Raw genomic sequence first — 19,120 nt, 5'->3', positions numbered from 1 at the left:
CGCTTCGATGACGAGCGCCCGCGCCGCTATGGCGACGATCAACGCGCGCCGCGCCGGCATGGCGACCAGCGTCCTCCACGACGCTTTGACGATCAACGCCCGCCTCGTCGATTCGACGATGAGCAACGGCCACCGCGTCGTTTCGACGACGAACGTCCTCGCCGACGGTTCGAGGATCGCCCGCCTCGCCGGTTCGACGACGAGCGTCCTCCGCGTCGATTCGACAACGAACGCCCGCCGCGCAAGTTCGGCGACGACCAACGGCCGCCACGTCGCTTCGATGACGAGCGCCCGCGCCGCTATGGCGACGATCAACGCGCGCCGCGCCGCGATGGCGACCAGCGTTCTCCGAGGCGCTTCGATGACGAGCGCCCGCGCCGCTATGGCGACGATCAACGCGCGCCCCGTCGATTCGACGACGAGCAGCGGCCGCCGCGCCGCTATGGCGATGACCGCGCACCGCGTCGTTTCGATGACGAACGCCCTCCGCGCCGTTTTGACAACGACCGTCCGCCGCGACGCTTCGAAGACCGTCCGGCCCGTCCGCAACGGCCCGAGCGCGAGCGTGAAGAGCGCGCCCCGCGTCATACCGAGGAGCAGGCACCGCGCCAGGCCGCGCAAACCGAATCGAGCGGACTGGTCCGTCTGTCCAAACGCATGTCCGAACTGGGCCTGTGCTCACGCCGCGAGGCTGATGAATGGATTCCGCGCGGCTGGGTGTTGGTGGACGGCGAGCCCGTCACCGAGCTGGGTTCGCGTGTCAAGCCGGATTCGATCATCGAAATCCACCAGGCAGCGCGTTCGGAGCAAGGCGAGCGCGTGACCGTGCTGATGCACAAGCCGGTCGGCTACGTGTCTGGCCAGGCAGAAGACGGCTATCAGCCGGCGATTTCGCTGTTCGTGCCGGAAAACCAATGGGAAGGTGACCCCACACGCAAGCGCTTCGCGCCGTGGCAGCGTCGGGCGTTGGCGCCGGCCGGTCGACTGGATATCGATTCCACCGGGCTGCTGGTGTTGACGCAAGACGGCCGCGTGGCACGCCACCTCATCGGCGAGGATTCAACGGTCGAGAAGGAATACCTGGTGCGCGTGGTGTGGCATTCGCCGAACGGCGTGGTCGAGCGCGACATCTCCAAGGTGTTCCCGGAAGAGCTGATGGAAAAGCTGCGCTTTGGCCTGTCGCTCGACGGCGAAGCACTCAAGCCCGCGAAGGTGAGCTGGCAGAACGAAGAGCAGCTGCGCTTCGTGCTGCGTGAAGGCAAGAAGCGCCAGATCCGCCGCATGTGCGAACAGGTGGGACTGGAAGTGGTGGGCCTGAAGCGCATCCGCATGGGCAGCATCGTGCTGGGCGACCTGCCGGTCGGCCAGTGGCGATTCCTGGGGCCGTTCGAGAAGTTCTGAGGCAGCCTCTGCCGCAAAGAAAAAACCGGTCAGCGCGCAATACGCTGACCGGTTTTTTTATGCCTGCCACCTAAGTCAGAGACGCGGAGCCTGACAGGCTGCCCCGGTGGTGTTGGCCGATGCGGGCATGCCAAACACGGCTTGCGCGCCGCAACGCGAGCCGAACATCTTCGCCTGGTCGTGGCCTACGCCCACCACTTCGTGCGCCTGGTGGTTGACGCGCTTGCGCCCCGCCATGTGGTGTTCGTAGCGCCAGTAGTTGCGCGCGCGGTCCAGGCGCGTCGGACCTTCGGCCTCGGCACCGCACAGCTTGTCGAGCACGCGGTGGTTCGGGTCGTTGTCGTTCGTGCCGGCCAGGTAGGTCACGTGGCGCTGCGCATATCGGTTGAACAACTGACGGCCGGTCTTGCCGGCGGCATACGGCACCATGTCGACCATGCCGTATTTGTAGTGGTCGTAGTCCGGGCAGACGCTGGTGCTGTAGCGCGCAAAACCTTTGCCGCGCGGTCGCTCCGGCGTGAAATACAGATACGACGACGGATTGGCGACGACGTAGCGCAGGTCGATGCCGCGCTTGCGGATGGCCTCGTCCACGTTGTTGAGCACGGCGTAGCGCTGCACGATCTGGCCGCCACCCGAATGGCCTGCCACCGTCACGCGCTTGACGTTGGGCGCACGCGCCGGGTCGGTCACGTAGCCGATCAGGTCATCGAGCACCTTGAGCGAACTCAGGTCCGTGTACGGCGCGTTGGTGGCGTTGAAGCCGCCGATCCAGCCATCCACCGACCACACCGGCATGCCGTCGAAGCCTTTGCCTTCATCGGGCGTGCCGGGAAAGTTCGGGGCGATCAGCAGGACTTCGTCGGGATTGCGGCCGCTGGCCTGGAGCAGATCGGCGCCGGCGGTGTAGTAGTCGTTGCCGTTGCGCTGCAGGCCGTGCTGCACGAACACGACTTCGCGAATACCGCTCAGGTCGCCATCAAGCGGATGGTTGGCGTAGACAGGGAAATCGTAGGCCATAGCATCCGCGCCAAGATGCACGCGTTGCCAGACCGGCCCCTGAGGCTTCTGGGCAACCGGTGCGGCCGCCGTCGTTTCGGGCGCCTGCGGCCCCGCGCACGCAGCCAACCCCAGCATCGCCGTCATGGCGACCCCAAGCGCCAGCCCGCGCCAGCCCCTCAAACCATCGCGCTTCATATCGTCTCCGTGGTGGATGAAACACGCGCCTACCCGCCCCCGCAGGTGCGACGCTCCCGCAGTCGCGATCAGTCGTCGTGATTGGCGGGCAATTCCGGGAACAGCACTTCGGTAAAGCCGAAACGGGTGAAATCCTTCACGCGCATGGGGTACAGCACGCCCTGCAGGTGGTCGCATTCGTGCTGCACGACGCGGGCGTGGAAGCCTTCGGCAATGCGGTCGATGGCGTGGCCGTGCTGATCGAAGCCGGTATAGCGCAGGCGTGTATGGCGCGGCACGACGCCACGCAGGCCGGGCACCGAGAGGCAACCCTCCCAGCCGTCTTCCATCTCGTCCGACAGCGGCTCGATAGTGGGGTTGATCAACACGGTCTTCGGCACGGCCGGTGCATCCGGATACCGATCGTTGCGATCGAACCCGAAGATGACGACCTGGAGGTCCACACCGATCTGCGGCGCGGCCAAGCCTGCACCGCGCGCCGCATCCATGGTGTCGAACATGTCTTCGATCAGGGCAGTCAATTCGGGCGTGTGAAAGCGCTCGACCCGCTTGGCCACCCGCAGCAGCCGGCTGTCGCCCATCTTGAGGATGTTTCGGATCATGACTGGTCTCCCGCCGGATTTTTTAACAGCGCGAGCATACCCGCTTCGTTCAGAACCTTCACGTTCAATTCTTCGGCTTTGGCGAGCTTGCTGCCGGCGTCTTCTCCGGCGACAACGTAGTCCGTTTTCTTCGACACCGAACCCGACACCTTGGCGCCGGCCGCTTCCAGCATGGCCTTCGCTTCGTCACGCGTGAGGTTCTGCAACGTGCCGGTCAACACGACGGTCTTGCCGGCCAGCACGCCTTCTTCGGCGGCTTCGGCGGGCATGGTGGCGAGCAACTCGTCGCGCAACGCGTCGAGCTTCGTCAATTGCGCGCGATGGTCGTGCGAGGCGAGCCATTCGAGCAGCGACGCAGCCACATCCGCCGGCAGGCCAGCCAACTGCTCGGGTCCCACGCTCGCCAGCTGGGCAAGCGTTGGCGCTGCCACAGCCAGTTGCTTCGCACGCGTGGCCGTCAGCTTGGGCACGCCGAGCGTGGCGTACAGCTCTGCCGGCTCCAGCTTCTCGCGCAGCTTCGCGTTGGGCGCGTGCTCGCCTTGCGGCACAACACCGGCTTCGAGCAGCGCATCCAGCGCCTGCTGATTCTTCGGCTCGGCAAAGAAGTCGGCGATGGCCTCAGCCACCGTGGCGCCCACGTCGGGCAGCGCGAGCAGCAGCGGCGCGGGTGCGCGCCGGATGATGGCCAGGCTGCCGAGCCAGTCCGCGAGCGTCTTGGCGGTCGACTCGCCCACGTGGCGAATGCCCAGCGCAAAAAGGAAGCGCGCCAGCGGCGGCGTCTTGCTGGCCTGGATGCCCTCCAGCAGGTTCTCCGCCCACTTGGTGGCGATCTTGCCGGCGGAAACCGTCTCGGGCGTCACGCCATCACGCTCATCCGCGCGGCGCTTCATCTCCAGGAAGTCTTCGAGCTTGAGCTTGTACAGATCGGCGATGCCGTGCACGTAATCCAGCTCGACCAGGTTGTCGATGTAACGCTCGCCCAGGCCTTCGATGTCCATCATGCGGCGGCCGGCAAAGTGGCGGATCGCCTCTTTGCGCTGCGCCGAGCAGAACAGACCGCCCGAGCAACGGGCCACCGCCTCGCCCTCTTCGCGCACGACATGCGAGCCGCACACCGGGCACGTCTTCGGCAGTTCGAACGGCGGGTACTTCGGCTGCTGCTTCGGATCGAACAAGTCACTGCCCGGCACGTCGTCCATCGGGCGGCGATCAAGCACCACGCTCACCACCTCGGGGATCACGTCACCGGCGCGCCGGACGATCACGGTGTCGCCAACGCGAACGTCCTTGCGGCGCACTTCGTCTTCGTTGTGCAGCGTGGCGTTGGTGACCGTCACCCCGCCAACAAACACCGGCACCAGCCGCGCTACCGGCGTGATGGCGCCCGTGCGGCCAACCTGCACGCCGATCGACTCCACCGTGGTCAGCGCTTCCTGCGCCGGATATTTGTGCGCGACCGCCCAGCGCGGCTCACGCGTGCGAAAGCCGAGTTCGCGTTGCAGCGCGAGTGAGTTGACCTTGTAGACCACGCCATCGATGTCGAACGGCAAGCTGTCGCGCTTGGCACCGATGGCGTCATGAAACTCGACCAGCCCGTCTCCGCCCTTCACTGCAGCGCGTTCCGTGCTGACCGGAAAACCGAACGCCTGCAGCGCGTCGAGCATGCCGGAATGTGTCTCGGGCATGCCCTTCCAGCCGACCACTTCGCCCAGCCCATAGGCGAAGAACGACAGCGGGCGCTCGGCAGCCATCTTCGGATCGAGCTGGCGCACAGCGCCGGCCGCGGTGTTGCGCGGGTTGACGAAGGTCTTGTCGCCGCGCTCGCGCTGGCGTGCGTTGAGCTTTTCGAAGTCGTCACGGCGCATGTAGACCTCGCCGCGCACTTCCAGCACGTCCGGCACATGACCATCAACGGGTGACAGGCCCAGCGGAACCTGGCGGATCGTGCGGATGTTCTGCGTGACGTCTTCGCCCGTGGTGCCGTCGCCGCGCGTGGCCGCCTGCACGAGATAACCGCGCTCGTAGCGCAGGCTGATCGCCAGGCCGTCGAACTTCAGCTCGGCGGCATATTCGACGGGCGGGTCGGTGTCGTCGAGACCCAGTTCGCGGCGTACGCTCGCATCAAATGCACGCGCGCCGTTGGCGGTGGTGTCGGTCTCGGTGCGGATCGACAGCATGGGAATGACATGCCTGACCGCCGCAAACTCGGGCAGGACGGCCCCGCCGACCCGCAGCGTGGGCGAGTCGGGCGTCTTCAGCTCGGGATGTTCCGCTTCCAGCGCTTCCAGCTCACGATAGAGCCGGTCGTATTCAGCGTCGGGCACGCTGGGCTGGTCGAGCACGTAGTACTCGTGGGCGTAGCGGTTCAGCTCGGCGCGCAGCCAAGCTGCCCGCGCCTCGGGTGTGGCACCGGACGCGGGTTCTGCAATCTTGCGCATCGTGCGTCCGTCAGTGGCTGAACAAGCGCACCGCGGTGCTGGAACCGGCCGGGATGCCGCGCGATTCGAGCTTGTCGTACAGCACCCGCAGATGCTTCTGGATGGCGACGAACGATTGCTCCGTCAGCGGACGCAGGTTGTCATCCACCACCTGTGCGCCCATGCGCTGCGACAGCGTGTACGCGTATTCGCACACCAGCTTGAACGGCTTGCTCACCTCTTCCGCCACCGGCACATCGAGCAACAGGGTGATCTGACGACCCGCCTTGACGGTCAGGTCATCGCGCAGGAAATTGGTGTCGCCAAACTGCAGGGTGAACAGCGCGCGCTGCACGCCATCGGCACCGGCGTGGAAGCGCGTGAAGCGCGTGCCGTCGCGCGAGAGGACCAGCCCGTCTTGCGTGGCCACCGTCTGCACATACGCTGCCGACCACGGCGCCCCGTCGGAGATCACGCTCACGCCCAGTTGCACGTCGCACTCGGCGGCAAACGCATCGAGTTCGCGCGCGTTGGAAATCGTCTCGTTCATGTCCGGCAGTTCCGGCACGGCATCGGCCGCTTCCGACAGCGGATCGATGGCGTTGATGAATTCCGAGAACTCCAGCGCATTCAGCGGGCCCGTGCGGTTGGCCAACTGCACGGCCACTTGCACGTCAAGGTAGCGCTGACCGGCGCGGATGGCTTCCCACGCATTGGCGGCGGGGTTCAACCCTTCCACGTGAATCTGCTTGGTGCCTGCGCGGCGCAGCTTGGTCAGCGCCGGCAGCAGGCGATCGCCCGACACTTCGCGTTCCGGATGCAGCGGCACGATGCAATCGATCAGCGGATCGATCACGCCATTGGCGGGCTCCAGCGAACCCGGCGCAGGCTCGGCAACCTCTTCCGTTTCGGCCGTTTCGAGCGCGGCATCGTCGGCCGAAGGCGCGATTTCAGCGCCGATCACACCCGCTTCTGTTTCAGCGCTGCCCGTGGCCGGCGTGTACGTCTTCGCCGAGAAACCGGGCTCCAGACGAGGTTCGACGCGATTGATGTCGTCGCGCTCGCCGCCAAGGGCAGGTTCCGCGCGCTCGGCCCAACCTTCGCCGCGCGGCGTCTCATCGACGGCAGGGTTGTACGCCTCGGGGCGGCGCGCCTTGCGGATCTGCCACTGGTTGTACACAACGATCACCAGCACAAACACCACGCCGGCGCCCAGCAGGGCCATCACAAGGTTGTTGTCCTGCATTTATGCCGCCTCCGCCATGGTCAGCGCGGCATCCATGTCCACCGCCACGATTCGGGAGACACCTTGCTCCTGCATGGTCACACCGATGAGCTGTTGCGCCATTTCCATCGCAATCTTGTTGTGAGAAATAAAAACGAATTGGGTCTTGTCGGACATGCGCTTGACCATGTTGGCGTAGCGCTCGGTGTTGGCGTCGTCCAGCGGCGCGTCCACCTCATCCAGCAAGCAGAACGGGGCCGGATTCAGCTGGAACATCGCAAACACCAGCGCAATGGCGGTCAGCGCTTTCTCGCCGCCCGACAGCAGGTGAATGGTCGAGTTCTTCTTGCCCGGCGGCTGCGCCATCACCTGCACGCCCGCATCGAGAATCTCTTCGCCCGTCATCATCAGCTTGGCCTGGCCGCCGCCGAACAGCGTCGGGAACAGCTCGCCAAAGTGATAGTTGACCTGGTCGAACGTGCCTTGCAGCAGCGCGCGTGTTTCCTGATCGATCTTGCGGATGGCGTCTTCCAACGTGGTGATGGCGTCGGTCAAATCGGCCGATTGCGCATCGAGGAAGCCCTTGCGCTCGCGCGCCGCCGCCAGTTCGTCGAGCGCGGCCATGTTGACCGGGCCGAGCGCGTTGATGGCGTTGTTGATGCGCGTGACTTCGCCTTGCAGGTACGACGGCTTCAGGTCGCCCGTCAGGCGTTCGGCCAATGCGGTTTCGTCCACGTTGGCAGCGGTGAGCTGCTCAGTGAACTGCTCCTGGTTCAAGCGCGCGGCCTGCTCCTTCAGTTGCAGTTCGGTGATGCGATCGCGCAGCGGTTGCTGGGCGCGCTCGGCGGTCAAGCGTTGCTCGTCGTGCGTGCGCAGTTGCGCGGTCAGCGCATCCAGTTCCATGCGCGCCAGCCCGAGCTTTTCTTCCTTCTCGGCACGGCGCTCCAGCGCTTCCTGCAGTCCGGTATGCGCAGTCTGCTCGTTGATGGTTTCCAGCTCGGCACGCGCGTTTTCCAGCGTCAGCACGATCTGCTGCGCCTGGTCGCTCGCCACCTGGATGTTGCGCTTCAGTTCGGCAATGCGGTTCTGCAGATTGCGCTCGGCAAAGTGCGCCTCTTGTGCGCCGCGCTCCTGATCGCGCAAGGCGTTGCGTGCGTCGCTCAGGCGAACTTCCAGCGCTTCGAACGCCTGCTGGCTGTCTTCGAAACGGGCCTGCATGTCGGCGAGCGCCGCGTCGTGCTGTTCGAACGTCGCTTCGGATTCGGCACGGATGGCACGTTGCTCTTCGATCTGCGCGCGAATCTCTTCCAGCTCGCTGTCGATCTGGCCGCTGCGCGCGTTGTAGCGCTCCATCGCCTGCGACAGCTTGAGCACGTCCATCTGCAACACGTGCACGCGGCGCGTGGCCTGCTCGGCGCGAGCCCGCACCTGCGTGAGGTTTTGGCTGGCCTGGCTGTACGCCGCTTCAGCGCGCACGGCGGCGCTCTTGGCTTCGTCCGCCAACAGCATCTGCGCACGCACCTGCTTGTTCAGGTTTTCGATTTCCTGCGCACGCGCCAGCATGCCGGCCTGCTCGGAATCAGGCGCGTACAACTGCACGGACGACCGGCCAATCAGGTGCCCAGCCTGAACGACAAACGTGCCGCCTTCCGGCAGCGTCTGGCGCGCGGCGAGCGCAGCTTGCATGTCGTCGGCGATATAGACGTCGGCCAGCCAGTCTTGCAGCACGGCGCGCATGCCCGGCTCCGTCACTTGCACCAGCGACATCAACGGACGCAACCCCGCCGGCGCTTCCACCGGACGCGCTGCAGGCGGCGGCGCATAGAAGGCGAGCTTGGCGGGCGGCGCGTCGGCCGCAAACGCCTTGATCCAATCAAGGTTGGAGACTTCCAGCGCGCCAAGCTTTTCGCGCAGCACCGCTTCAAGTGCGGGCTCCCAGCCCTGCTCGATCTGCAGCTTCTTCCAGAAGCGCGGCAGTTCGCTCAGTTCGTGCTTGGCCAGCCACGGCTGGACCTTGCCGTCGGTCTGCACGTTTTCCTGCAGCTGTTTGAGCGCGGCAAGGCGGGCTTCCAGGCTGGCAATCGCGGCGGCCTCCGATTGCACGCGGTCCTGCGCGGCGCGGCGTGCCTCGTCGAGCTGCGGCACCTGCGTCTCGGCGTCTTCCAGCGCGGCTTGCGCTTCGGCGAGAACCTCTTCCTGCTCGGCCAGTTCAGCACGCAGCGTTTCGAGCTGCACGTCGTCCGGCTTGTCGAGTCCTGAGGATTCCTGCGTCAGACGTTCGCGGCGCTGCTCAAGCTGCAGCAGCGCCTGATCGGCATTGCGCTGGTGCGCGGCTTCGAGCTTGAGCGCCTGTTCCGATTGCAGGATCGCGGCGCGCTGATCGTTCAGCGCGGTCTGCGCATCGCGCCACTGCGCTTCCATGGCGGGGAGTTCGTCGGCTTTGCGCGCGACGTCCTCGGCGGCCTGCGCGGCACGCTCCTGGGCCATGGCCAGCTCTTCCTCGGCCGCGGCGAGGTCTTCCTGCGCCTGCTCGCCCTGCGTGTGCCACTGCTCCTGCTGCGCGGTCAGCGTGGCGATCTGCTGCTGAATGCGGTTGCGCGATTCCACCACGTAGCGGATCTCGGCCTCCAGGCGGCTGACTTCGGAGTTGGCTTCGTAGAGCGCGCCCTGCGCGGCGTGCATCGCATCGGACGACGCGTAATGCGCCACGCGCATTGTTTCCAGTTCGGCTTCGATGTGGCGCAACTGCGCGGTCTGCGCTTCCAGGTCGATCTGTGCCTGTTCGATGGCGCGCTGATGGCGTTCCTGCTCGGCCTGCGCTTCACGCTTGCGGAGCAGCCACAGCAGGTGCTGTTTCTCTTCGCCGTCGGCCTGCAGCGCCTGGAAGCGCTGCGCCACTTCGGCCTGGCCCTCGAGCTTTTCGAGGTTGGAGCCGAGTTCGCGCAGGATGTCTTCCACGCGAGTGAGGTTTTCACGCGTGTCGGAGAGGCGGTTTTCGGTTTCGCGGCGGCGCTCTTTGTACTTCGACACGCCCGCGGCTTCTTCCAGGAAGATGCGCATGTCATCGGGCTTGGCCTCGATGATGCGGGAGATCATCCCCTGCCCGATGATGGCGTAGGCGCGCGGCCCGAGGCCCGTGCCGAGGAAGATGTCCTGGATGTCGCGGCGGCGCACCGCCTGGTTGTTGATGAAGTACGACGAGGTGCCATCGCGGCTCAGCACACGCTTGACCGCCACTTCGGCGTATTGGCTCCACTGGCCGGCGGCGCGGCCTTCCGCGTTGTCGAAGACCAGTTCGACGCTGGCGCGGCCAGCCGGCTTGCGCTGGGTCGAGCCGTTGAAGATGACGTCCTGCATCGATTCGCCACGGAGTTCTGCGGCGCGTGATTCGCCCAGCACCCAGCGCACGGCGTCGATGATGTTGGATTTACCGCACCCGTTCGGACCGACGATGCCGACAAGCTGGCCCGGAACATGGAAATTGGTCGGATCGACGAAAGACTTGAAGCCTGCGAGCTTGATCGAAGAGAGGCGCACGTTGTGTTCGTCTCGAAGGGATCAGAAAAGGGATAAAGCGGGCGCCCCAGGAGCGCGCCTTTACCGTCACACCAGCGCCGTGCGGCGCAGACTGACAAGGCGCACCCCAGGGGCGCGGATGGCGCCATCATACCATTCGCACCCCAGCCTCCCGCCAACCAAATCGCTACAAAAATGCACGAAATTTGCGGCGCGGAAGGTCAAATTGCTGCGGATTTGTCAGCAGTTTCACCTTCATGACAAATGGCCTCAGTCGGGCCGGCGGGTGCGCGAAGGCTCCGGCGTGGCAAGCCAGGCGAGCAGCGCATGGTGCAGCGCATCAGGATCCTGGATTTGTGGCGCATGGCCCGCATCCGGGAATTCCACCAGCGTCGCGCGCGGGATGGCCTTGGCCGCGGCACGGCCCAGTTCGGGGTAATGGCCCAACTGCGCCCGTGCTTCGGGCGGCGCCGCGTCCTTGCCGATGGCGGTGGTGTCTTTCTGGCCGATGAGCAGCAACGTCGGCGGGCGCACCTGGCCGAACTCATAGACGACGGGCTGCGTGTAGATCATGTCGTACAGCAGTGCGGAATTCCACGCCACCAGATCGCGCCCCGGGCCGCGGTACATGCCGGCCAGCATCTGCACCCAGGGTTCGTATTGCGTGCGCCATTGCCCGGCGTAGTACGTGGATTGCTCGTATGCGCGGATGCGCTCGGCGGTGGTCTGCTTCTCACGCGCAAACCACTGGTCGACCGTCATGGACGGCACGCCCTTGGTCTTCCAGTCTTCCAGGCCGATCGGGTTGATCATCACCAGCCGCGACACCGCGTTCGGATACATCAGCGCGTAGCGCGTCGCCAGCATGCCGCCCGTCGAATGGCCGATCAGGATGGCCTGCTCGATCCCGAGCGACGCCAGCAGCGCATGCGTGTTGCTCGCCAGTTGCTGGAACGTGAACTGATAGGCGCGCGGCTTGCTCGATTTGCAGAAGCCGATCTGATCGGGGGCGATCACGCGGTAGCCGGCGCCAGTGAGCGCGGCGATGGTGCCTTCCCAGGTGGCCGCGCAGAAGTTCTTGCCGTGCAGTAGCACCGCTACCTGGCCGTTCGGCCGTTTCGGCGCAACGTCCAGATACGCCATCTCCAGCGCGGTGCCCTGCGACTCGAACTTGAAGAGCTTGACGGGCGCCGGGTAATCGAAGCCTTCCAGGCGCGGGCCATACGCGGGGCCGGCCTCCGCCGGAGCGGCGTGCGCGCCCGCAGCGGCCGTCGACAGTGCAAACGTCAGCGCGATGGAAATCGAACGAAGCAACATCGGCAACTCCTTGGTTGGTTTGCGAAACGCCGGCGGCCTACTTGCGCCGCGACAGCCCCGAAAGCGCCCCGGCCAGGACGATGCAGGCGCCGCCCACCATCTCCTGGGGGGACAGACGCTCCGCCGTCAGCAGCGCCGACGACACGGCCGCGACCACGATCTCGAACAGCATCAGCAACGCCGCACGATTGGCCGGCAAGCGTTGCAGGCCGCGCTGAACCATCGCATTGCCGCCGACCAGCACGCAGGCCATGCCCGCCAGCAGCAGCCACGTATTGCCCTGTGAGAAAGCCGCCGGCACCGTGCGCACGCCATCGAGCATCAGCGCAGCCGGAAAGCCCACTAGCGCGCAGCCTGTGAAGACGACCACGGTCCGCATCTCCGGGCGCATGGTCGGATGACGCTGCCCCGCCAGGCGGGACAGCACGTTGTTGCACGCAAAAGCCAGCCCCGCAATCAACCCCGCCCATTCCGCCGGTGAGCCCGGCCATGGCGTGCCGGCCTCGCCCGACCACAGCATCATCACCGCGCCCGACAGCGCCAGCGCGAGCAGCACACCGCCACGCCAGCCCAGCCTCTCGTGCAGCCACAGGCGCGCCAGCAGCGCAGTCCAGACCGGCGTCAGATAGAACAGGAGCAGCACCCGCATGACCGTGCCGTGCACCGTGCCCCAGACAAAGCCCGCGTTGGTGACGCCCGCCGCAATCCCGAGCGCTGGGATCAGCCACGACCATTGAAACGTCGAAAAGTGACGACGCAGCACCACGGCAGCCAGCACAGCCGCAGCCGCGCCCGTCATCGACGAAGCCAGCATGCTGCCGAGCCCCCAGCCGGCCAGCAGGCGGTACGGATACCAGGAAATGCCCCAGACCGAGGCGCCCAGCAGGATGAAGAGTGCCGCCGCCCATTGCGGCTCATGGTGAGCGGAAGCGTCCGCCGAGGAGGCTATCGATGTCATCTGAGCAATAAAAAAACGGCGGAAATCCGCCGCATGCAGCATTGTCTTGGGGCGGCCAGCACACGTTGGCCGTATAATTTCGGGCTTCCCGCCGAGCGCCCCTGCTTGGCTGCTACCAGCCCAACAACGCCGCCCAACACCGTGAATCCGCGCCTGTCAGCCCTGCAGCCGTATCCGTTCGAGAAACTGAAAGCGCTTGTGAAGGACGTCACGCCCAGCGCCGTCCATACGCCGATCAGCTTCGGCATCGGCGAACCCAAGCACCCGACGCCGGCCCTGGTGAAAGACGCGCTGACGGCGGCGCTTGGCGGGCTGGCGAATTATCCCACGACGCTCGGTTCCGATGCACTGCGACAGTGCATCGCCGCATGGCTGGAGCGCCGCTACGGCTTGCCGAAGGTCGACCCGGCCACCGAAGTGATTCCCGTCAACGGCTCCCGCGAGGCGCTGTTCTCGTTCGCGCAGACCGTGATCGACGGCAGCAAGCCTGGTGCCCGCGTGCTGTGCCCGAACCCGTTCTACCAGATCTACGAAGGCTCGGCGCTGCTGGCTGGCGCCACGCCGCTGTTCGCCAACAGCGACCCGGCGCGCAACTACGCACCCGATTTCGCCGCGATCACGCCCGAAGAATGGCGCAACGTACAGCTCGTCTTCGTATGCAGCCCCGGCAACCCGACCGGCGCCGTGCTCACGCTCGAAGACTGGAAGCAGCTCTTCGCGCTGTCGGACGAATACGGCTTCATCATCGCGTCGGACGAGTGCTACTCCGAAATCTATTTCGACGAGGCCAACCCGCCGCTGGGCGCACTGCAGGCCGCGCACCAGCTGGGCCGCAGCTTTGACCGTCTGGTGATGTTCTCGAGCCTGTCCAAGCGCTCCAACGTGCCGGGCATGCGCTCCGGTTTCGTGGCTGGCGACGCCAAGCTGCTCAAGGCGTACCTGCTGTATCGCACGTATCACGGCAGCGCGATGAGCCCGTCGGTGCAATCCGCTAGCATCGCGGCGTGGAACGACGAGGCCCATGTGCGCGACAACCGCGCGCAGTACGTCAAGAAGTTCCAGCAGGTCACGCCGATGCTGGCCGAGGTGCTGGACGTGGCCCTGCCCGATGCAGCCTTCTATCTGTGGGCCAACGTCAAGCGCACGGGCCTGTCGGACACCGAATTCGCTCGCCAGCTGCTGGCCGCCAAGAACGTCGCCGTCCTGCCGGGCAGCTACCTCGCCCGTGAGGCGCACGGCACGAATCCGGGCCAGGACTACGTCCGCATCGCGCTGGTGGCCGGCGTGGACGAATGCCTGGAAGGCGCACGCCGCATCGTCGAGTTCTGCCAGCAACGCTGAACCTGATTTTTCTCTTCTGTTTCCTCTCCGAGAGCCAACAAGACCATGACGCAACAACTGCAATCCCTGATCGACCAAGCGTGGGAAGACCGCGCCAACCTGTCGCCCAAGTCCGCTCCGGCCGATGTGCGCGAAGCCGTCGCCAACGTGATCGGCCAGCTCGATCGCGGCGCGCTGCGTGTGGCCGAGAAGAAGGACGGCGAGTGGGTCGTCAATCAGTGGATCAAGAAGGCCGTGCTGCTGTCGTTCCGGCTGGAAGACAACGCGCCGATGGCTGCCGGCGGCTTCACGCAGTTCTACGACAAGGTGCCGAGCAAGTTCGCCAACTACACGGCAGAAGACTTCGCGGCGGGTGGCTTCCGCGTGGTGCCGCCGGCCGTGGCGCGCCGTGGCTCGTTCATCGCCAAGAACGCCGTGCTGATGCCGTCGTACGTGAACATCGGCGCTTACGTTGACGAAGGCACGATGGTCGACACGTGGGCCACCGTCGGTTCGTGCGCACAGATCGGCAAGAACGTGCACCTGTCGGGCGGCGTGGGCATCGGCGGCGTGCTGGAGCCGCTGCAGGCCAACCCGGTCATCATCGAAGACAACTGCTTCATCGGCGCGCGCTCGGAAGTCGTGGAAGGCGTGATCGTTGAAGAGAACTCGGTGATTTCGATGGGCGTGTACCTGGGCCAGTCGACCAAGATCTACGACCGCGAAACCGGTGAAGTCAGCTACGGCCGCATCCCGGCGGGCTCGGTGGTCGTGGCGGGCAACCTGCCGTCGAAGGACGGCTCGCACAGCCTGTACTGCGCCGTGATCGTCAAGAAGGTCGACGCCAAGACGCGCGCCAAGGTTGGCCTGAACGAGCTGCTGCGCGGCGATTAAGCGCCTGCGCAAGGCATGCCTGCTAGTCTTGCGGGCATGCCAACCACTTCAAGTGCGGCCATGTCCGAACGCAATGCCACCGGCTCCCGTTTCGGCAAGCTACGCCAACGCATCATGGGTCTTGATCCAAACACCATCGGTACTGTCCTGTCGCTGCTGCCCACCATCCTGGAGCAGGCGAACAAGACCATCGACAAGTTCAAGAACCGCAAGAAAACCGGCACCGAAGCTGCCCGCGCAGAAAGCGCCGCGCCCGATCCGAATACACGCATCGCCGAGCTGGAAGTGGCGATCCTGCAGCAGGCCGAATCCGTCAAGCTGCTGGCTGAGCAGCACGCCATCACCATCGACGCGCTGCGCGACGAAGCCGCGCGGCTGGAGCGCCGCCTGAAGCGCATGACATGGCTGGCGTCCATCGGTTTTGCCTTGGCCGTTGCCGCCCTCTCCTTTGCCCTGCAAGCTTCTCGACACTGATTGCGAATCCCACCATGACGACCCTGCACGGCATCCCCAATTGCGACACCGTGAAGAAAGCCCGCACGTGGCTCGAATCGAACGGCGTTGCCTACACGTTTCACGATTTCAAGAAGCAAGGCGTGAGCGCCGACATGCTGGCCGGCTGGCTCAAGCATGTGCCGCTCACCACGCTGCTCAACCGCAAGGGCACCACGTGGCGCGCCCTGTCTGACGCCGACAAGGCCCGCGCGGAAGACGAAGCCGGCGCCATCGCGCTGATGCAGGCCAACCCGTCGCTCATCAAGCGTCCGGTGCTCGTGCACGGCAAAAGCGTCAACGTCGGCTTCTCGGCGGATCAGTACGCCGCCCTGTTCTAACCACAACAACATCACCGTGACTGTCGTCATGTCGAACATGCAGCCCACGCTTGCCCTCACTGAAGACCTGATCCGCCGCCGCTCCGTCACGCCCGAAGACAAGGGCTGCCAGGACGTGCTGATCGAACGCCTGACCGCCGCCGGCTTCGAATGCGAAACCGTGATCAGCGGCCCGGACCACTTTCGGGTGACCAACCTGTGGGCCGTCAAGCGCGGCCGCGCCGGCACCGACGGCAAGCTGCTCGTTTTCGCAGGCCACACCGATGTGGTGCCGACCGGCCCCGTGGAGCAATGGAGTTCCGATCCGTTCGAGCCCACGCACCGTGACGGCAAGCTCTACGCCCGCGGCGCAGCCGACATGAAGACGTCGATTGCCGGCTTCGTGGTGGCCTCGGAGGAATTCGTTGCCAAGCATCCGGACCACGCCGGCTCGATCGGCTTCCTGATCACCAGCGACGAAGAAGGCCCGGCGCACGACGGCACCGTCAAGGTGTGCGACCTGCTGCGCGCACGCGGCGAGCGCCTCGACTACTGCGTGGTCGGCGAGCCGACTTCGGTCTCCACCCTCGGCGACATGGTCAAGAACGGGCGACGCGGTTCGCTGTCGGGCAAGCTCACGGTGAATGGCGTGCAGGGCCACATCGCCTACCCGCATCTGGCCAGGAACCCGATCCACCTCGCTGCCCCGGCGCTGGCCGAGCTGGCCGCCGCCAAGTGGGACGACGGCAATGCCTACTTCCCGCCGACGACCTGGCAGATGTCGAACATCCACGGCGGCACGGGCGCGACGAACATCATTCCCGGCCACGTCACGATCGACTTCAACTTCCGCTTCTCGACCGCGAGCACGCCGGACGGCCTGAAGGCGCGCGTGCACAGCATTCTTGATGCACACGGCCTCGACTACACGCTCGACTGGACGCTGGGCGGTGAGCCCTTCCTGACCGAGCGCGGCGACCTGTCCGAAGCCCTCGCCTCCGCCATCCAGGCCGAGTGCGGCGTGACGACCGAACTGTCGACCACGGGCGGCACGTCGGACGGCCGCTTCATCGCCAAGATCTGCCCGCAGGTGATCGAGTTCGGCCCGCCGAATGCGAGCATCCACAAGATCGACGAACACGTGGAGGTGGCGTTTATCGAGCCGCTGAAAAACGTGTATCGCCGCGTCTTGGAAACGTTGATCGCCTGAGGTCGCCCGATGGCGCGCAACGTCGAGATCAAGGCGCGTGTGCGCGATGTGGCTGCGCTGATTGAACGCGCGGCTGCCATCGCGGATTCCGGCCCCGAGCGCATCGAGCAGGACGACACGTTCTTCGCCTGCGCGAACGGGCGCCTGAAGCTGCGGCAGTTCTCGCCCGAGCGCGGGGAGCTGATCCACTACTTCCGTGCCAACAGCGCCGGCCCGCGCGTGTCGGACTACCACATCGTTCCGACCAGCGCGCCCGATGCCCTGCGCGACACGCTGGCCGCCGCCATCGGCACGGCCGGCCGGGTCATCAAGGTGCGCCAGCTGTATCTCGCCGGCCAGACGCGCATTCATGTCGATGCGGTGAAAGACCTCGGCGATTTCGTCGAACTCGAAGTCGTGCTGCGCGATACGCAGTCCGAAGACGACGGCGTAAAGATTGCCCACCAACTGATGCACGCCCTCGGCATTGCCGAATCCGACCTGCTCGACGTGGCCTACGTCGACCTGCTCGCTGCCACCCAACGCTGAGCCAACTCACGTCACCCATGACCACGCCTACCCTCCCCGCCTCCCACCCGTTCACCACCGTGCGCGACCTGCTGCGCTACGCCGTGTCGCGCTTCACCGCAGCGGGGCTTGTCTTCGGCCATGGCAGTGAGAACGCCTACGACGAAGCCGCCTACCTGATCCTGCACACGCTGCACCTGCCGATCGACACGCTGGAGCCGTTCATGGACGCGCGCCTGCTGCCCGAAGAAGTGGCGGCCGTACTGAAGGTGATCGAGCGCCGCGCCGTCGACCGCGTGCCCGCTGCCTACATCACGCACGAGGCGTTCATGCACGGCATGCGCTTCTACGTGGACGAGCGCGTGATCGTGCCGCGCAGCTTCATCGGCGAATTGCTCGAAGACGGGCTGGAACCGTGGATCGACCAGGAAGACGGCCCGACCGACGTGCTGGAGCTGTGCACGGGCTCAGGCTGCCTGTCGATCCTGGCGGCGCTGCAATGGCCCAATGCGACGATCGACGCGGTGGACCTGTCGCCGGATGCGCTGGTGGTGGCCAATCGCAATGTCGACGAATACCGCCTGCAAGACCGCATCCGCCTGCACGAGGGCGACCTGTATGCGCCGCTGCCGCCGGGCGTGCATTACGACGTGATCCTGACGAACCCGCCGTACGTGAACGAGGCGTCGATGCAGGCGCTGCCGCCCGAGTACCGTGCCGAGCCGCACATGGCGCTGGCCGGCGGCAACGACGGCATGGACATCGTGCGCCGCATCCTGGCCGACGCACCGCGCCACCTCAAGCCGCACGGCGTGCTGGTGGTGGAAATCGGCAACGAGCGCGAAAACGTTGAGGCGGCGTTCCCGGATCTCGACCTGGTCTGGCTGCCGACCAGCGCTGGCGAAGACCAGGTGTTCCTGGTGACGCGCGAGGCGCTTTAAGCGAATGGGGCTCCGAACCGCACGCGTGGGGTTCGGAACTCAGCAGGTTGGCGTTCGGAACGCCGTGGTCCGGGTTACGAACGCCGCGTTTGCAGTTCCAAACGCCGCAATTGAAGTTCAGAACGCCATGTGTGGGGTTCAGAACGCTGAGTGTCCGGGTTCCGAACCCCACATCTCTGGTTCTGGACTCGATGATTGCCGTTCAGAACCCCATGCGCCGAGCTTTGAACCGCGCATTTGACGTTCGGAACCCGACGCGCCGAGTGCAACACTCTGGCGAGGCCGCCACAGCGTCAAGACTTCACCTCATCACAGGCGTCTTTCACGACGCAGATGGAAAAGCGCTTATCGAACACCTGGCCGCTCGGGCAGTGGTCGAAGACGGCTTGCGACTGGGCGTCGCAGGTGGCGTAGGCGGTGGTGCAGTTGGTGCGCACGGGCTGCTTGGGGCCGCGGTTGGTACCGTCGTCGATCATGAAGCGGCCCGAGGGCGCGGGGCATTTGAATTCTGCGGCAGCCTTGGCGAGCGCGGCGGCGGCCTTTTCGGCTTTTGATGTTTGGGGCGCGGGCGGATTGGGGGATGGGCGGCGGTCGCAGGCGGTTACCGTGACGACTGCTAGCGCACACAGCAACGTGGTGAGTGTGAGTGCGCGGGTCATGGGGGGCTCCTTCGGGGGTTGGATGTCCTGAAGTTTACGCTGTGATGTGCGGTTTTTGGTCCATCCTCTGTTTCGTCCCCTGTCGGGGCCGACCTACTTTCTTTGTCTTGCCAAAGAAAGGTAGGCAAAGAAAGGCGCGCCCGA

At 65.6% G+C, this 19,120-nt stretch carries 16 protein-coding genes; 8 read left to right on the top strand and 8 right to left on the bottom strand.

The window, feature by feature from the left end:
• Nucleotides 1–1,401 (top strand): pseudouridine synthase (locus FUT88_RS24260; RefSeq protein ID WP_147219023.1); only part of this gene is annotated, 1,401 nt, incomplete at its 5' end.
• Nucleotides 1,402–1,476: 75 nt separating this feature from the next.
• Here FUT88_RS24260 and FUT88_RS24255 read toward each other — a convergent pair.
• From FUT88_RS24255 to FUT88_RS24225, 7 genes are all read right to left on the bottom strand, one after another.
• Nucleotides 1,477–2,598 carry an alpha/beta fold hydrolase gene (locus tag FUT88_RS24255; protein ID WP_147219021.1) on the bottom strand — a complete coding sequence of 374 codons (1,122 nt, stop codon included), beginning with the start codon at nucleotides 2,596–2,598 and terminating at the stop codon, nucleotides 1,477–1,479.
• Between the two features lie 68 nt (nucleotides 2,599–2,666).
• Nucleotides 2,667–3,200, bottom strand: coding sequence for a peptide deformylase (gene def, locus FUT88_RS24250; protein ID WP_147219019.1), 534 nt, complete (start codon nucleotides 3,198–3,200; stop codon nucleotides 2,667–2,669).
• Nucleotides 3,197–5,638, bottom strand: a complete 2,442-nt coding sequence (gene ligA, locus FUT88_RS24245) for an NAD-dependent DNA ligase LigA (RefSeq protein WP_147219017.1) — start codon at nucleotides 5,636–5,638, stop codon at nucleotides 3,197–3,199. The genes def and ligA overlap by 4 nt, the downstream gene beginning before the upstream one ends.
• Before the next feature lie 10 nt (nucleotides 5,639–5,648).
• A complete protein-coding gene (locus tag FUT88_RS24240) occupies nucleotides 5,649–6,863 on the bottom strand; it encodes a cell division protein ZipA C-terminal FtsZ-binding domain-containing protein (RefSeq protein ID WP_147219015.1) in 1,215 nt (404 codons plus the stop codon).
• A complete protein-coding gene (gene smc / locus FUT88_RS24235; RefSeq protein ID WP_147219013.1) occupies nucleotides 6,864–10,379 on the bottom strand; it encodes a chromosome segregation protein SMC in 3,516 nt (1,171 codons plus the stop codon).
• A 249-nt stretch (nucleotides 10,380–10,628) separates the two neighbouring features.
• The gene (locus FUT88_RS24230) at nucleotides 10,629–11,675 is read right to left on the bottom strand and encodes an alpha/beta fold hydrolase (protein WP_147219011.1); all 1,047 of its coding nucleotides are present in this window, start codon (nucleotides 11,673–11,675) and stop codon (nucleotides 10,629–10,631) included.
• A gap of 37 nt (nucleotides 11,676–11,712) precedes the next feature.
• On the bottom strand, nucleotides 11,713–12,633 hold the full coding sequence (locus FUT88_RS24225; protein WP_147219009.1) for a DMT family transporter: 921 nt from the start codon (nucleotides 12,631–12,633) through the stop codon (nucleotides 11,713–11,715).
• 141 nt (nucleotides 12,634–12,774) lie between these two features.
• Here FUT88_RS24225 and dapC point away from each other — a divergent pair, with 141 nt between their 5' ends.
• Genes dapC through prmB form a run of 7 tightly spaced genes read left to right on the top strand, consistent with a single transcriptional unit; the run spans nucleotide 12,775 to nucleotide 18,317 of the window.
• Nucleotides 12,775–13,974: a succinyldiaminopimelate transaminase gene (gene dapC, locus FUT88_RS24220; protein WP_147219007.1), complete on the top strand. Its 1,200-nt coding sequence runs from the start codon at nucleotides 12,775–12,777 to the stop codon at nucleotides 13,972–13,974.
• Between the two features lie 45 nt (nucleotides 13,975–14,019).
• Nucleotides 14,020–14,847 carry a 2,3,4,5-tetrahydropyridine-2,6-dicarboxylate N-succinyltransferase gene (gene dapD / locus FUT88_RS24215; protein WP_147219005.1) on the top strand — a complete coding sequence of 276 codons (828 nt, stop codon included), beginning with the start codon at nucleotides 14,020–14,022 and terminating at the stop codon, nucleotides 14,845–14,847.
• Between the two features lie 60 nt (nucleotides 14,848–14,907).
• Nucleotides 14,908–15,321 (top strand): hypothetical protein, encoded by a 414-nt coding sequence (locus FUT88_RS24210; RefSeq protein WP_147219003.1) that lies wholly within the window; start codon nucleotides 14,908–14,910, stop codon nucleotides 15,319–15,321.
• A 14-nt stretch (nucleotides 15,322–15,335) separates the two neighbouring features.
• A complete protein-coding gene (locus FUT88_RS24205) occupies nucleotides 15,336–15,680 on the top strand; it encodes an arsenate reductase (RefSeq protein WP_027677486.1) in 345 nt (114 codons plus the stop codon).
• 37 nt (nucleotides 15,681–15,717) lie between these two features.
• Nucleotides 15,718–16,869, top strand: a complete 1,152-nt coding sequence (gene dapE, locus FUT88_RS24200) for a succinyl-diaminopimelate desuccinylase (RefSeq protein WP_147219025.1) — start codon at nucleotides 15,718–15,720, stop codon at nucleotides 16,867–16,869.
• 9 nt (nucleotides 16,870–16,878) lie between these two features.
• Nucleotides 16,879–17,397, top strand: coding sequence for a class IV adenylate cyclase (locus tag FUT88_RS24195; RefSeq protein WP_147219001.1), 519 nt, complete (start codon nucleotides 16,879–16,881; stop codon nucleotides 17,395–17,397).
• A gap of 17 nt (nucleotides 17,398–17,414) precedes the next feature.
• The gene (prmB, locus tag FUT88_RS24190) at nucleotides 17,415–18,317 is read left to right on the top strand and encodes a 50S ribosomal protein L3 N(5)-glutamine methyltransferase (RefSeq protein WP_027677489.1); all 903 of its coding nucleotides are present in this window, start codon (nucleotides 17,415–17,417) and stop codon (nucleotides 18,315–18,317) included.
• A 293-nt stretch (nucleotides 18,318–18,610) separates the two neighbouring features.
• Here prmB and FUT88_RS24185 read toward each other — a convergent pair whose 3' ends face one another.
• A complete protein-coding gene (locus tag FUT88_RS24185; protein ID WP_027677490.1) occupies nucleotides 18,611–18,976 on the bottom strand; it encodes a chitin-binding domain-containing protein in 366 nt (121 codons plus the stop codon).
• Nucleotides 18,977–19,120 lie beyond the last annotated feature (144 nt).

The organism is Ralstonia sp. TCR112, assembly GCF_007997035.1.
In the GTDB taxonomy this organism is placed as follows: Bacteria; Pseudomonadota; Gammaproteobacteria; order Burkholderiales; family Burkholderiaceae; genus Ralstonia; species Ralstonia edaphi.
This window is presented reverse-complemented; position numbering and strand designations above follow the sequence as displayed.